Raw genomic sequence first — 14,322 nt, 5'->3', positions numbered from 1 at the left:
CGCTACTGAGCCTACATGGACGTACTTGCGGGGTGTCCCGCGAGCGGTGAGGGAACCGCGCCCTCGACCGACTCGGCGTTTTGACCTTGGCTTCTGACTGTATCAACCAAGATGCGGCCAACAACACAACTGCGCTCACCGCCAGGCGGCCTCTCGCCACGGCATGTTAGCCGCCCCTAAGCCCGGAACGCGGCGTCACGCGTAAGCCGACACGCGCCGCGTTGCCGGCCGCCGATTACTTGGGCGGCGGCGGTGCCAGCACGGTACGGTCGCCATTGTGCTCGGGCTGGCTGACCACGCCGGCCGCTTCCATCGCTTCGATCAAACGCGCGGCGCGGTTGTAGCCGATCTTCAAGCGCCGCTGCACGCCGGAGATCGAGGCACGCCTGGTCTCGGTGACGATACGCAGGGCTTCGTCGTACAAGGGGTCGGACTCATCGCCGCCGCCGCCGCTGCTCTCCGGCAGGCCGGTCGCACCCACCACGGTGCCATCGCCCATCGTCTGCACCTCGTCCAGTACGCCTTCTACATACGACACCGGCCCGCTCGCCTTGAGATGCTCGACCACACGATGCACTTCTTCGTCACTGACGAAGGCGCCATGCACGCGGTCCGGCAGCGCCGTGCCCGGCGGCAGATACAGCATGTCGCCGTTGCCCAGCAACGCCTCGGCGCCGGACTGATCCAGGATGGTGCGCGAGTCGATCTTGGAGCTGACCTGGAACGCCACGCGGGTCGGGATATTGGCCTTGATCAGGCCGGTGATCACGTCCACCGACGGCCGCTGCGTGGCCAGAATGAGATGGATGCCAGCCGCACGCGCTTTTTGCGCCAGGCGCGCGATCAGCTCTTCGACCTTCTTGCCGACGATCATCATCATGTCGGCGAATTCGTCGATGAAGATGACGATGAACGGCAGCGATTCCAGCGGGCGCGGCGCCTCGCCCAGTTCCGGATTCGGCTTGAACAGCGGGTCCATCATCGGCTGGCCGGCGTCGATGGCGTCCTTGATCTTCTTGTTGAAGCCGGCCAGGTTGCGCACGCCCACCGCGCTCATCAGCTTGTAGCGGCGTTCCATCTCGGCCACGCACCAACGCAGGCCGTTGGCGGCCTCCTTCATGTCGGTGACCACCGGCGCCAGCAAATGCGGGATGCCCTGATAGACGCTCAGTTCGAGCATCTTCGGGTCGATCATCAGCATCCGCAGCTCCTTGTGCGAGGCCTTGAACAGCAGGCTCAGCACCATTGCATTGACCGCCACCGACTTGCCCGAACCGGTGGTACCTGCCACCAGCAAATGCGGCATGCGCGCCAGATCGGCCACCGTCGGGCGCCCGGCGATGTCCTTGCCCAACGCCAAGGTCAGCGGGCTCGGCGACTTGTCGTACTCCTTGGAGCGCAACAGTTCGGACAGGAAGATCATCTCGCGGGTGACGTTGGGGATCTCCAGACCCACCACCGACTTGCCCGGAATCACGTCCACCACGCGCACCGACTTGACCGACAGCCCGCGTGCGATGTCCTTGTCCAGCGAACTGATCTGGCTGACCTTGATGCCCGGCGCCGGCTCGATTTCGAAGCGCGTGATCACCGGACCCGGATAGGCCCCGACCACCTGCGCCTCGATGCGGAAGTCCTTGAGCTTGAATTCGATCTGCCGCGACAGCGTTTCCAGCGTCTCTTCCGAATACCCCTTGGCCTGCGGCTTGGGATCGTCCAGCAGCGCAAGCGGCGGCAGGTCGGAGCCGTCGGTACTCACTCCCTGGAACATCGGGATCTGGGTATCGCGCTTGGCACGCTCGCTCTTTTCCACCACCGGTGCCGGCGGCGGTTCGATCTTGACCGGCTCGCGCTTGGCCTGCTTGACCGCATCGACCTTGCGCACTTCCTCGCGCTCTTCGCGCATCACGCGGGTCTGCTGCCACTCGGTGGCCTGATGGGTCTTGCGCTGCATCAGCGGCCCCAGCGCCAGCACCGCCTTACCGATACGTTCCATCAGCGCAAACCACGACAACCCCGTGGCCAGCGTGATCGACACCAGCAACAACACCATCACGAACAGGTTCGCGCCCAGCGCACCGAACCCGGCGCTCAGCGAATTGCTGACCAACCGCCCCAGGATGCCGCCGGCCCCGGCCACATCGCCGGTGAACAGGCGCAGGTGCAGGAAGCCGGTCGAAGAAATCAGGAAACCGACCATGCCGACCAGGCGCAGTGCGGGCCCCAGATCGGCCTCGGCCTGCCCTTCCTTGTCCATGCCGAACAAGGCGATCCAGGCCACCGCGCCCAGCACCACCGGCAGCAGGAACGCCACATAACCGAACAGCTGCAGCAGCACGTCGGCCGTCCATGCACCCACCCGGCCGCCCATGTTATGCACCGGCGCGACCACGCTGCCGGTCTGCGACCAGCCTGGATCGGCCGCCGAATAGGTGAACAGGCTGGCCAGCAGATACAGCAGCAACGGCGCCACCGCGATCAATGCCAGATCGCGCCAGAGCTTTTGCCGACGCGGATTGTCCGCCACCGCCGTCTTGCGCGAGGACGGTTTGCCCTCTGCGGGCTTGCTGCGTTCGGGAACCTGCTTTGCCACCTGTAGCCAGACCTTAGAAAAATGCTGTTAGTGATTGATAATAAACGACTGACGCCACAGTTTCAGCTGTTGGACATCCACTGCCTGCCGTGTCGCTCGGCGGTCAACGAAAAACGCCGCACAAGGCGGCGTCGACTACGCGTACTGGGTGGACCATGCCATCTGCGGTTCATGCAGTTCCATCGCGCCGCCTTGATTCACCGGGTGGGGACCGCCACTCTATGCCGCCACAGGGGCGCGAATTCATGCGCCAGCCCTGCCTTTTCCTAGATCGCGAGTATACATGAGCGCCTCATCTGCCAGTCCCGCCAAGCATTCCCGCCTGCTGATCCTGGGCTCCGGCCCGGCCGGCTGGACCGCCGCGGTCTATGCCGCGCGCGCCAACCTCAAGCCGGTGGTGATCACCGGCCTGCAGCAGGGCGGCCAGCTGATGACCACCACCGAGGTCGACAACTGGCCGGGCGACCCCCATGGCCTGATGGGCCCGGACCTGATGAGCCGCATGCAGGCGCATGCCGAGCGCTTCGAGACCGAGGTGATCTTCGATCACATCCACACCGCCGACCTGTCGCAGCGCCCGTTCCGGCTGACCGGCGACGGCGCCGAGTACACCTGCGATGCGCTGGTGATCGCCACCGGCGCCACCGCCAAGTACCTGGGCATCCCCAGCGAAGAAGCCTTCAAGGGGCGCGGTGTGTCCGCCTGCGCCACCTGCGACGGGTTCTTCTACAAGGACCAGGACGTGGTGGTGGTCGGCGGCGGCAATACCGCAGTCGAAGAAGCGCTGTACCTGTCCAACATCGCCCGCAAGGTCTATCTGGTGCACCGCCGCGACACGCTGCGCGCCGAAAAGATCATGCAGGACAAGCTGTTCGCCAAGGTTGCCGCCGGCAAGATCGAAACCGTCTGGCACCACGCCATCGACGAAGTGCTTGGCAACGATGCCGGCGTCACCGGGGTGCGGGTCAAGTCCACCCTCGACGGCAGCACTCGCGAGATCGTCGCGCACGGCTTTTTCGTCGCCATCGGTCACCATCCCAACACCCAGCTGTTCGACGGCCAGCTGGCGATGAACAACGGCTACCTGGAAATCCGCTCCGGCCTGAACGGCGCGGCCACCGAGACCTCGGTCAGCGGCGTGTTCGCTGCCGGCGACGTGGCCGACCAGCACTACCGCCAGGCGATCACCTCGGCTGGCTTCGGCTGCATGGCAGCGCTGGATGCCGAGCGTTATCTCGACAAGAGCGCCTGAGGTGGCTGACAGCCGGCTGCGCCCTGCGGGCAACCTCGCTTCCCACGGGCCGTGCGCATGAGCGTTACTGCCCGCTGGTGCCGCCGGCTGGACGAGCTTCCGGCCGGCGCCTGGGATGCGCTGCACAACGGCACCCATCCCTTCGTGTCCTACGCCTTCCTGCAAGGTCTCGAACGTGAAGGCTGCCTGCGCCCGGACTGGGGCTGGAACCCGTTGCACCTGACGTTGTGGGAGGGCGACACGCTGGTCGCCGCTGCGCCGGGATATTTGAAGAACAACTCGCACGGCGAATTCGTGTTCGATCACGCCTGGGCACATGCATATGCGCGCTACGGGCAGGAGTACTTCCCCAAGTGGCTGTGCGGCGTGCCCTACTCGCCGGTGACCGGCCCGCGCCTGCTTGGCGCGGCGCAATGGCGGCCGCAGCTGCTCGCGGCGATGCGCGAACTGGTGGAGCGCAGCGGGCTGTCGTCGGCCCACGTGAATTTCTACCCGGTCGACGAAGACGCCGCATTCGATGCCGACTGGCTGGAGCGCAACGACCTGCAATACCACTGGCACAACGCCAGCGGCTGGAGCGATTTCGAAAGTTTCCTGGCAGCGATGGATCACAAGCGGCGCAAGAACATCCGCCAGGAGCGCGCCAAGGTGCAGCGCGCCGGCGTGCAGTTGCGCGTGGTGCACGGCGACGAGGCCAGCGCTGCCGATCTGGACGCGATGTACGGCTTCTACCTCAAGACCTTCAACGAATACGGCAACTCGCCGGCTTTGACGCCGGAATTCCTGCGACACCTGGCCCAGCACCTGCCACGTCAACTGGTGATGTTTCTGGCCGAACTGGACGGACACCCAATTGCCGGCGCGCTGTGCCTGCGCGGCCAAGACACCTTGTACGGCCGCTACTGGGGCGGCGAAGCGCTGCCGGGGCTGCACTTCGAAACCTGCTACTACCAGGGCATCGAATATTGCCTACACCAAGGCCTGAGCCGGTTCGAACCGGGCGCTCAGGGCCAACACAAGATCGCGCGGGGCTTTTTGCCGACGCTGGTGCGCAGCCGCCACTGGATCGCCGACCCTGCCTTTCGCGAACCGCTGGCGCAATGGTGCGCGGATGAGCGCGAGGCTGTCGCCCAACATGCGCGTGAGCTGTTCGAGCACAGCCCATTCCGTGATTAATGCCACGCAGTTGACCCGCATGCCTGACGCGTCGCGACGGACGCAGTCGTCATACGTGCCTGATGGCTGCGAAAGCGCGCTGCGCTCTTCGGCTGAGAGTCGCTGACGACACACGACGATGTCGTCAGGTGAGTGCAGCCGATTGACAGCCGCCCCCAGTGCGAACTGCATGGCAGGCTCTAAACTCCCCGCATGTCGCGCCCCCTTCCCTACCTGCTTGACGCCGATCCTGCCGCGCCGTTTCCGCCGGTCGAACACGCCTTGCGCGAACCGGACGGCTTGCTCGCACTCGGCGGCGATCTGTCGCCGCAGCGGTTGCTCAACGCATATGCGCACGGTGTATTCCCGTGGTTCTCCGACGACCAGCCGATCCTGTGGTGGAGCCCGGATCCGCGCACGGTCTTCCGTACCGATGCCGTGCATCTGTCCTCGCGCTTTCGGCGCGAGCTGCGCAACAGCACCTGGACCGTGCGTGCCGACACTGCCTTTGCGCAGGTGATCGACGCTTGCGCATCGGTACCGCGCGCAGGGCAGAACGGCACCTGGATCACCACGCCAATGCAGCAGGCCTACATCGCACTGCACCGCCTGGGCCACGCGCACTCGCTGGAAGTGTTCGATGGTGCGCGCTTGATTGGCGGCATCTACGGCGTGGCGATCGGCCAGATGTTTTTCGGCGAAAGCATGTTCAGCGCCGAAAGCGGCGGCTCGAAGGTAGCGCTGGCAGCGCTCGCTGAGTATCTGCATGGCTGCGGATGGCCGCTGATCGATGCGCAGGTGGAAAATCCGCACCTGATGCGGCTGGGCGCGCAACGCCTGCCACGCGCGCAGTTCCTGCAGCAGGTGCGGCGACAGGTCACCCAACCTGCGCTGCCAGGCAACTGGTCTGAGCGCTACGGCGAGCGGCCTGCCAGCGCGCTCGCTGACGTCCGCTTAACATAAATTTGCACCCCTGGGCGATGGAGCGTAAAATGCTGTCCCTTACGGCCCTCCGGGCCAACCGTGATTGCACAGGATTACATGTCGAAAGACGATTCCATTGAATTCGAAGGCAGCGTCAGCGAGACGCTCCCCAACACCACGTTCCGGGTCAAGCTGGAAAACGGGCATGAAATCATCGCCCATATCTCCGGCCGTATGCGCAAGAACTACATCCGCATCCTGACCGGCGACCGGGTCAAAGTTGAGATGACTCCCTACGACCTGACCAAGGGTCGTATTACCTACCGCATGAAGTAAGCGGTTCTGGTGCTGAGACGCGAGGCGGCCACTGGCCGCTTTTTGTCGTGCCTGCGATTTGTGTGCGAGCACGCATTTCTGTGGAATGCCGCAGGCATAAAAAAGCCGCTCGAATGAGCGGCTTTTCGTTTCAAGACCGCAAAGCGATCAGTCGACTGTCGCCGGCAGCAGACGCTCCGGTTCCGGATGCGCTTCCACCACCAGCTCGCCATCCTTGACGTCGATGTTGACCCGGCCACCGGCGATCAACTTGCCGAACAACAACTCGTCGGCCAGCGGGCGCTTGATCTTCTCCTGGATCACGCGCGACATCGGGCGTGCACCCATCAGCGGATCGAAACCATGCTGGGCCAGCCAGTCGCGCGCGGTCGGGGTTGCCGACAGCGAGACGTGCTTTTCCTGCAACAGCATTTCCAGTTCGATGATGAACTTGTCCACCACCCGCAGGATGTGGTCGAAGCCCAGCGGCTGGAACTGCACGATCGCGTCCAGGCGGTTGCGGAACTCAGGCGTAAAGCCACGACGGATCGACTCCATCGCATCGGTGGAATGATCCTGCTTGGTAAAGCCGATCGAGCGCCGCGATGCCTGCGTGGCACCGGCATTGGTCGTCATCACCAGGATCACGTTCTTGAAGTTCGCCTCGCGGCCGTTGGTGTCGGTGAGGATGCCGCGATCCATGACCTGCAACAGGATGTTGAAGATGTCCGGATGCGCCTTCTCCACCTCGTCCAGCAGCAGCACGCAATGCGGTGTCTTGACGACCTTCTCGGTCAGCAGGCCGCCCTGGTCGAAACCGACATAGCCCGGAGGCGCGCCGATCAGACGGCTGATCGAATGCGCTTCCATGTACTCGGACATATCGAAGCGCACCAGCTCGATGCCCAGCTGCAGCGCAAGCTGCTTGGTCACTTCGGTCTTGCCCACGCCGGTGGGGCCGGCAAACAGGAAGTTGCCGATCGGCTTTTCCGGATTGGCCAGGCCCGAACGCGCGAGCTTGATCGAGCCGGCCAGCGTCTCGATCGCCGGATTCTGCCCGAAGATCACCATCTTCAGGTTGCGCTCCAGATGCTGCAGCACGTCCTTGTCGGTCGCGCTGACCTGCTTGGCCGGAATCCGCGCCATCTTGGCGACGATGGTCTCGATCTCCTCGATATCGATCAACTCCTTGCGCTTGCCTTCCGGCAGCAGGCGCTGACGCGCACCGGCCTCATCGATCACGTCGATCGCCTTGTCGGGCAGCAAGCGGTCGCCGATGTGCTTGACCGACAGATCTACGGCGGCCTGAAGCGCGTCGTCGGCGTAGGTCACGCCGTGGTGCGCTTCATACTTGGGCTTGAGGCCCTGCAGGATTTCGAAGGTCTCACCCACGGTCGGCTCGACGATGTCGATCTTCTGGAAGCGACGCGCCAGCGCACGGTCTTTTTCGAAGATGCCGCGGTATTCCTGGAACGTGGTCGAACCGATGCAACGCAGCTCGCCCGATGACAGCGCCGGCTTGATCAGATTGGACGCATCCATGGTGCCGCCCGACGCAGAGCCCGCACCGATGATGGTGTGGATTTCGTCGATGAACAGCACCGCATTGGGCACCTTCTTCAGCGCCGCGAGCACGCCCTTCAGACGCTTTTCGAAGTCGCCGCGGTATTTGGTGCCGGCCACCAGCGCGCCCAGGTCGAGCGAGAAGATCACCGCCTCGGCGAGTACCTCTGGCACGTCGTTGTCGACGATGCGCTTGGCCAGGCCTTCGGCGATCGCGGTCTTGCCCACGCCGGCCTCGCCCACGTACAGCGGGTTGTTCTTGCGCCGGCGGCACAGCACCTGGATGGTGCGCTCGATTTCGTCGGCACGGCCGACCAGCGGGTCGATCTTGCCGTTGCGGGCCTGCTCGTTGAGGTTGGTGGCGAACTCGGCCAGCGCATCGCCCTTGGCCTCGCCTTCCCCACCTTCGCTCTTGGGCTCGCCGTCGGACGCGGACGGCTGCTCGCCGTCTTCTCCGAGCTTGGCAATGCCGTGCGAGAGGTAATTGACGATGTCCAGGCGGGTGATGTCCTGCTGATTCAGGAAATACACCGCGTGCGAGTCCTTTTCGCCGAAGATCGCGACCAGCACGTTGGCGCCGGTGACCTCCTTCTTACCCGAGGACTGCACGTGATAAACAGCGCGCTGCAACACCCGCTGGAAGCCAAGGGTCGGCTGCGTATCGCGGCCATCGTCTTCTGCCAGACGCGAGACCGAGGCCTCGATCGCCTGCTCCAGGTCGTTGTGCAAACGCACCTGGTCCGCACCGCAGGCCTTGAGCACTGCCTGGGCGGACGGGTTGTCCAGCAGCGAGAGCAGCAGGTGCTCGACAGTCATGAACTCATGACGCGCCTCGCGTGCTCGCTTGTAGCACTGGCCGATGGTTTGCTCTAGGTCTTTGCTGAACATTGGTAACTCCGAACGGCTGTTGCCAACAATATGCGGCTTTTGTTGGGATTTACCACAACCCTATCGGATAGGTATGTTCAGACGGCGTTAGCATGTGATTGCAGCCACAGTGTTGCGCTGCTGGGATGATCCCTGACCGAACTCAGGTCTGCTCCATCGTGCACAGCAGCGGGTGCTGGTTCATCCGCGAAAACTCGTTGACCTGCGCGACTTTGGACTCGGCGACCTCGCGGCTGTAGACCCCGCAGACACCGCGCCCGCGCGTATGGACATGCAGCATGACCTGGGTCGCCTGCTCCAGGCTCAGGTTGAAGAACTGCTCCAGAACGGTCACCACGAAGTCCATCGGGGTGTAGTCATCGTTCAGCAGAAGCACCTGATAACGCGGCGGTGGCGCCACTTCAGGCTTGCTGGCTTCGACCATCAGGCCGTGATCGTGTTCGTGCGTAGTATTACGAGGCATGTGGCCATTATACGGTTCATCGTTGTGCGCATTGGACGATTTGCGCTGCGGCCCGCACAATTTGTCTCCGATTCCCTGGCTGCCCTTGATGACCGATTCCGTGACCGCGCTGCCGCTGGCACCGTCGTGCGTCTCCACTACGCAACGATCCGTGCCGCCGCTTGGTACGCAGGATCGTTCGAGCCGAGCTGTAGGCCGGGCTGTGGTCGTGGCGAGCGCGGATGCCGCGTGCCGGTTTTCCATCGACCGGAACCAATATCGATGAACACCCCCCTAGAACGCTGGCACCCGGATGTCACCGTCGCCACTGTGGTGGTGCGCGACGGGCGCTTTTTGCAGGTGGAGGAAACCATCGGCGGACGCCTGCTGCTGAATCAGCCGGCCGGGCATCTGGAGCCGAACGAAAGTCTGCTGGATGCTGCGGTGCGCGAAACCCTGGAAGAGACCGGCTGGGATGTGCAGCTGACCCAGTTCATCGGCACCTACCAGTGGGTGGCGCCAAGCGGCCAGTGTTTTCTGCGCTTTGCCTTCGTCGCCGATGCGCTGACCCATCACCCCGAGCGCAGCCTGGATACCGGTGTGGTACGCGCCCTATGGATGACGCCGGAAGAACTGCGCAGCTCGGCCGCCCGGCTGCGCAGCCCGCTGGTGTGGGAGGTCGTGAAAGATTACCTGGCCGGCCAGCGCTATCCGCTGTCGTTGGTGCAGCACGTCGCATGAGCACGCCGCGCATCATCGTTGGCGTGTCAGGTGGCGTGGATTCGTCGGTGGCAGCCTGGCGGCTTGCCCAGCAAGGCGAGTTGATCGCCGGGCTGTTCATGCAGAACTGGGCCGATGACGGCAGCGGCGATTGCCGCGCCGAGGATGATCGCCGCGATGCGGTGGCGGTGTGCGGGGTGCTCGGTATTCCGTTCCACTTCCGCGATTTTTCCAGCGAGTACTGGGGCGGCGTGTTCGAGCATTTTCTGGCCGAATACGCAGCCGGACGTACGCCCAATCCGGACGTGCTGTGCAACCGCGAAGTGAAGTTCAAGCATTTCCTGGATGCGGCCCAGGCGCTGGGCGCCGAACGCATCGCCACCGGTCACTACGCGCGGGTTGCGCATAGCGGCGGGCGGTGGCGCCTGTTGCGTGGTGCCGACCGCGGCAAGGATCAGAGCTATTTTCTGCATCAACTGGGGCAGACCCAGCTGGCGGCGACGTTGTTTCCGATCGGCGATCTGGAAAAAAGTACGCTGCGCCGGATCGCCCAGGACGCCAGTCTGCCGACGCATGCCAAGAAGGATTCCACCGGCATCTGCTTCATCGGCGAGCGCGACTTTCGCGAGTTCCTGGGCCGTTATCTGCCCGCGCGCACCGGCGAGATCCGCGACCCGCAGGGGCAGCGCATCGCCGAACATCCGGGGGTGTTCTACTTCACCCTGGGTCAGCGCGAAGGCCTGAACATCGGCGGCGTGCGTGGGCGTGCTGCAGCGCCCTGGTACGTGGTGGGCAAGGATGTGGCGAGCAACGTGTTGTACGTCGATCAGGACCGCGACAGCCCGCTGCTGCAATCGCACTGGCTACAGTCCGAGCAGGCCCATTGGGTCACCGGGGCACCGCCGGCGCGCAGCTTCAGTTGCACCGCACAGACGCGTTACCGGCAGCCCGATGAACCGTGCACGGTGGAGGTGCAGGACGATGGCAGCGTGCAGGTGCGTTTCGAGCGGCCGCAGCGTGCGGTGACGCCGGGGCAATCGCTGGTGCTGTACGACGGCGAAGAATGCTTGGGGGGCGCAGTGATTGCGGCCACCGATGCACCGATGGAACGCCAATTGGCGGGATCTTCTTTTTTACCTGAGGTAGTGGCTTGATGAGTTCTTCCATGGATCACCGTGTGCTGGCGCTGGCCGGCGTCGCGCAGGCCTTGCAGCAGGTACGGCGGATTGCCGAAACCGGGCATTCGGAAGCGGCGACGGTGCGCACCGCCATGGACAGCGTGTTCCGGGTGGATGCCTCCTCGCCGGAGGCCGTGTACGGCTCGCCAACCGACCTGGCGCCAGGCCTGCGGCTGCTGCACAACTATTTCCGCAATCAGGGCCAGGACGAGGTACTGCCGCGGCTGGCGCTGGCGGTGCTGCAGCTGGAGCGCCGCTTCGTGCGCGACACCGCCACCGTCACCACCGTGTCCAACGGGATCGAGGCTGCGGCGCGCCAGGCACAGACCCTGGGCGACAGCGGCCACCCCGACGTGCTGAGTACGCTGGGCGGGTTGTATGCGCAAACCATCAGCCATCTGCGCCCCAAGGTCATGGTGCAAGGCAACCCGCATTACCTGGGCCAGGCCGGCGTGGTGGCGGAAATCCGCGCCTTGCTGCTGGCAGCGGTCCGCTCGGCGGTGTTGTGGCGCCAGATGGGTGGCAGCCTGTGGGATTTCTTGTTTGCCAAGCGCGCAATGCTCGAAGCGGTGGACCGCGCGCTGCGTTGAGTTCCGCGACAAACATGCTTTGACGCATGCGCTAGCGGCCGCTGGCGCGCGTCAACAGCGGTTGAATGGGCGAGACGATGTGGCGATCGTCGCTAAAGACAAAGGGGGTACGGCCGATACAGCAACCGTGACTCTGCCGAGAACGCCCATGTATTCACGTCCACTGATCCGTCTAGCCGCCCCTTTGGCTCTGACCTTGCTGTTTCCCTTCGCTGTCGGATTCGACTGGCCCGCTTCGGTGCGCTGGGCGATCCTGGCGACCATGACCCTTAGTTGGTTGGTTTTCGCTGCCTGGGTGACGTATTCCCAGTTCCGGCGCAATCCTGACCAGACCCGCATCCTGCGCGAGCAGGACCAACTGCTCAACGAACTGCGTACGTTCGTCAGCAACGAAGTCGACGGTTCGCGCTCGGAAGTCGAGCGTGCCCGCGAACTGATCCGCCAGGCCGTGTCAGGTCTGGGTGGCAGCTTCGAAGCGATGAACCGCAAGTCGCGCCAGCAAAGCCAGGCACTGGCCCGCATCGTCGACCGTGCCGGTGACGATGGCAGCGCCGGCGTCGATGTCGCCCGCTTCGCCCAGCACGCCAGTTCCCGCATGGAGCAATTGGTGGAAGCGCTGGAACAGGTGAGCGGCCAGAGTACCAACACGGTGCATCACATCGATGAGATGGCGCAGCACCTGGATGGCATCTTCGCGCTGCTGGAAGACGTCAAGTCGATCGCCGACCAGACCAACCTGCTGGCCTTGAACGCCGCCATCGAAGCAGCACGTGCCGGTGAAGCCGGTCGCGGCTTCGCGGTGGTCGCCGACGAGGTGCGCAACCTGTCAGAGCGTTCCACCACCTTCAACGAACAGATCCGCAAGCTGGCGCACAGCTCCAAGGAATCGATCTCCAAGGTGCGTGAAACGGTCTCGCAGCTGGCCTCGCGCCACATGGACCGCTCCCGCGAAGCCCGCCATGAATCGGCGGCGATGCTGGAGAATGTCGCTCAGATCAACGCCTCGTTGGGCGATGGCATGCGCGAAATTTCCGAGTGCGCACGCTCCATCGACGGTAGCGTGGCCGAAGCGGTGCGTGCCCTGCAGTTCGAGGACATCGCCACGCAGACGCTGAGCGGGATCCACACGCACCTCGATCGCCTCACCGCGATCAACCGTGAAGCGGTGGCGCTGCAGGAACTGCTGCATCGCAATGGCGGCGTGTACGACAGCGATCTGGTCGCCGCGCTGGCCAAGGTGTCCAACCGCCTGCGCGACATGCGTGTGGAGTGGGAACGCCCGCCGCACAAGCCGGTGGCACAGCAAGGCATGGGTGCCGGCACGGTCGAGTTGTTCTAAGACCGATGCCACGCACCATCTGACCCCGACATTCCCCGGCCTTCCGGGGATTTGTCGTTCCGCAACGACCTGGTGTTCCGCTCATGACGCTTCTCACCCCGACCCTCGATGTACCCACCGCCGTGCTGGAATCAGCGGTCGTGGCGGCCGCACAGGCCGAGCGCATCGCGCAGAGCGATGCTGCCCGGCCCACGCCGCGACGCGTGCGCATGCCGGCTGCGTTGGAACAGCTGGAATGTGCGGCACGTGCGGAGGTGCAGGCATTGATCCATCCGCGCCGTAGCAGCAGCGAAGAAGAATTGCTGTTCGCCACCGTGGCCTGGGATCTGGGCCTGGACGGTGCTGCGGTCAGCGTGTCCGGACGCTGATGTCGAAACGGCGGGGCGTGCCTCGGCAGGCGCCCCGCTGGTTGTCGTGACTGCCTGAGTTATCGATGATTGGTTAGGCGGTGCCGACAAGCCTGGCTCTGAACCACGCAGCACCTTTCGATTGCAGCATCAGGGTGACGTCTCCCCTGCCCGCCTGCTCTGCGACTTCTGCGACACAACGCAACTTGACGCTTCGATCGATGCGATGTCATGGGAACGATGTGGCACGACACCTCTTGCGCGCGAGTGCGCTTGCGAGCTGGGTGCTTGCTCGCGATAAAAGGCCGTGAGATCTCGGTTTTCTTGGGGGTATTAGACGCTCGCACTGTGTTGTTGCAGAGCGGCTGATCTGCGGCTTGGATGCAGGGCCCTCGATTGACCAAGCGTTTGTTTGCATCTAAGCGCTGCTTCCTATGACTCGACATCTCCGTTGTCTTCACGTCTTTGGAGACTGCGGATAGATCGGTCGTAGAGCGGCTGGTCTTTGGTTTGGCTGCAGGGCCCTTGCCCACCCACCATCGCAGGACACGCCGCAAGTACGTCCGTGTAGGCTCTTACGCGGCATCCATGCCGCGTAAGGTCCTGCGACGGTGGGCGGGCAAGGACCAGTGGAGATGGTCGGTGTGCATGGTTGCGAGCAGTGCATTAGCGCGTTGTTCGTATAACAGTGCGTTCTGCCCTCTTCCCAACGCAAGTCGAGCATCTGGAATGCTTTTACCTGGGCCACCGATCAACGTCCTGGTGCGGTGTCCTCACCGCTTGCGGGACCGTGTGGCGGCATGGATGCCGCCACCGAGCCTACATGGACGTACTTGCGGCGTGTCCCGCAAGCGGTGAGGGCGCCGCGCCCTCGACTGACTCAACTTTTGACTTTAGCTAAACGACGCTACGACGCGATAGCTCGCTTGTCGTGAAGAGTGGTTAGATTGCGCGGCTGGGATTTGCTGCGTGGCGCTGGTGAGAGCATCGCGTGAGAGCATCGCGCCCTCGATTGA

The 14,322-nt window shown here is 64.0% G+C and carries 12 protein-coding genes; 9 read left to right on the top strand and 3 right to left on the bottom strand.

The genetic code is table 11. The features are described from left to right. Positions 1-235: 235 nt before the first annotated feature. Positions 236-2,593, bottom strand: coding sequence for a DNA translocase FtsK (locus tag NYR97_RS19410; RefSeq protein WP_205391502.1), 2,358 nt, complete (start codon positions 2,591-2,593; stop codon positions 236-238). A gap of 283 nt (positions 2,594-2,876) precedes the next feature. Between NYR97_RS19410 and trxB the strand changes: the two genes are divergently transcribed. From trxB to infA, 4 genes are all read left to right on the top strand, one after another. Further along, entirely contained in the window at positions 2,877-3,845 is a 969-nt protein-coding gene (gene trxB / locus NYR97_RS19405; protein WP_023903978.1) for a thioredoxin-disulfide reductase, read from the top strand. Positions 3,846-3,902: 57 nt separating this feature from the next. Then, positions 3,903-5,021: a GNAT family N-acetyltransferase gene (locus NYR97_RS19400; protein WP_316695315.1), complete on the top strand. Its 1,119-nt coding sequence runs from the start codon at positions 3,903-3,905 to the stop codon at positions 5,019-5,021. Positions 5,022-5,213: 192 nt separating this feature from the next. Then, positions 5,214-5,963 (top strand): leucyl/phenylalanyl-tRNA--protein transferase, encoded by a 750-nt coding sequence (gene aat, locus NYR97_RS19395; RefSeq protein WP_316695314.1) that lies wholly within the window; start codon positions 5,214-5,216, stop codon positions 5,961-5,963. A gap of 78 nt (positions 5,964-6,041) precedes the next feature. Further along, positions 6,042-6,260 carry a translation initiation factor IF-1 gene (infA, locus tag NYR97_RS19390; RefSeq protein WP_002813418.1) on the top strand — a complete coding sequence of 73 codons (219 nt, stop codon included), beginning with the start codon at positions 6,042-6,044 and terminating at the stop codon, positions 6,258-6,260. Positions 6,261-6,407: 147 nt separating this feature from the next. On the opposite strand, the gene clpA is transcribed toward infA, so the two are convergent. Together clpA and clpS are read right to left on the bottom strand one after the other, a co-directional pair. Next, positions 6,408-8,690: an ATP-dependent Clp protease ATP-binding subunit ClpA gene (gene clpA / locus NYR97_RS19385; protein ID WP_115038957.1), complete on the bottom strand. Its 2,283-nt coding sequence runs from the start codon at positions 8,688-8,690 to the stop codon at positions 6,408-6,410. Positions 8,691-8,832: 142 nt separating this feature from the next. Further along, on the bottom strand, positions 8,833-9,153 hold the full coding sequence (gene clpS, locus NYR97_RS19380; RefSeq protein WP_043889778.1) for an ATP-dependent Clp protease adapter ClpS: 321 nt from the start codon (positions 9,151-9,153) through the stop codon (positions 8,833-8,835). 261 nt (positions 9,154-9,414) lie between these two features. Here clpS and NYR97_RS19375 point away from each other — a divergent pair, with 261 nt between their 5' ends. The 5 genes from NYR97_RS19375 to NYR97_RS19355 all read left to right on the top strand — a co-directional run bounded on the left by NYR97_RS19375 (position 9,415) and on the right by NYR97_RS19355 (position 13,327). Continuing rightward, positions 9,415-9,873: an NUDIX hydrolase gene (locus tag NYR97_RS19375; protein ID WP_205391506.1), complete on the top strand. Its 459-nt coding sequence runs from the start codon at positions 9,415-9,417 to the stop codon at positions 9,871-9,873. Further along, positions 9,870-11,006 carry a tRNA 2-thiouridine(34) synthase MnmA gene (mnmA, locus tag NYR97_RS19370; protein ID WP_316695313.1) on the top strand — a complete coding sequence of 379 codons (1,137 nt, stop codon included), beginning with the start codon at positions 9,870-9,872 and terminating at the stop codon, positions 11,004-11,006. The genes NYR97_RS19375 and mnmA overlap by 4 nt, the downstream gene beginning before the upstream one ends. After that, on the top strand, positions 11,006-11,620 hold the full coding sequence (hflD, locus tag NYR97_RS19365) for a high frequency lysogenization protein HflD (protein ID WP_205391507.1): 615 nt from the start codon (positions 11,006-11,008) through the stop codon (positions 11,618-11,620). Before mnmA ends, hflD begins: the two co-directional genes overlap by 1 nt. Positions 11,621-11,681: 61 nt before the next feature. Beyond that, the gene (locus tag NYR97_RS19360; protein ID WP_316698365.1) at positions 11,682-12,959 is read left to right on the top strand and encodes a methyl-accepting chemotaxis protein; all 1,278 of its coding nucleotides are present in this window, start codon (positions 11,682-11,684) and stop codon (positions 12,957-12,959) included. 83 nt (positions 12,960-13,042) lie between these two features. Beyond that, positions 13,043-13,327 carry a hypothetical protein gene (locus NYR97_RS19355; RefSeq protein ID WP_316695312.1) on the top strand — a complete coding sequence of 95 codons (285 nt, stop codon included), beginning with the start codon at positions 13,043-13,045 and terminating at the stop codon, positions 13,325-13,327. The last annotated feature ends 995 nt before the right edge of the window (positions 13,328-14,322 follow it).

Origin of the sequence: Xanthomonas hydrangeae (assembly GCF_032697525.1) — a bacterium.
GTDB classification, from domain to species: Bacteria; Pseudomonadota; Gammaproteobacteria; order Xanthomonadales; family Xanthomonadaceae; genus Xanthomonas; species Xanthomonas hydrangeae.
This window is presented reverse-complemented; position numbering and strand designations above follow the sequence as displayed.

Bases quoted from the DNA above. Each gene is read 5' to 3' on its own strand.
- trxB (WP_023903978.1), top strand. From the start codon at position 2,877: ATGAGCGCCTCATCTGCCAGTCCCGCCAAGCATTCCCGCCTGCTGATC.
- NYR97_RS19400 (WP_316695315.1), top strand. From the start codon at position 3,903: ATGAGCGTTACTGCCCGCTGGTGCCGCCGGCTGGACGAGCTTCCGGCC.
- aat (WP_316695314.1), top strand. From the start codon at position 5,214: ATGTCGCGCCCCCTTCCCTACCTGCTTGACGCCGATCCTGCCGCGCCG.
- infA (WP_002813418.1), top strand. From the start codon at position 6,042: ATGTCGAAAGACGATTCCATTGAATTCGAAGGCAGCGTCAGCGAGACG.
- clpA (WP_115038957.1), bottom strand. From the start codon at position 8,690: ATGTTCAGCAAAGACCTAGAGCAAACCATCGGCCAGTGCTACAAGCGA.
- clpS (WP_043889778.1), bottom strand. From the start codon at position 9,153: ATGCCTCGTAATACTACGCACGAACACGATCACGGCCTGATGGTCGAA.
- NYR97_RS19375 (WP_205391506.1), top strand. From the start codon at position 9,415: ATGAACACCCCCCTAGAACGCTGGCACCCGGATGTCACCGTCGCCACT.
- mnmA (WP_316695313.1), top strand. From the start codon at position 9,870: ATGAGCACGCCGCGCATCATCGTTGGCGTGTCAGGTGGCGTGGATTCG.
- hflD (WP_205391507.1), top strand. From the start codon at position 11,006: ATGAGTTCTTCCATGGATCACCGTGTGCTGGCGCTGGCCGGCGTCGCG.
- NYR97_RS19355 (WP_316695312.1), top strand. From the start codon at position 13,043: ATGACGCTTCTCACCCCGACCCTCGATGTACCCACCGCCGTGCTGGAA.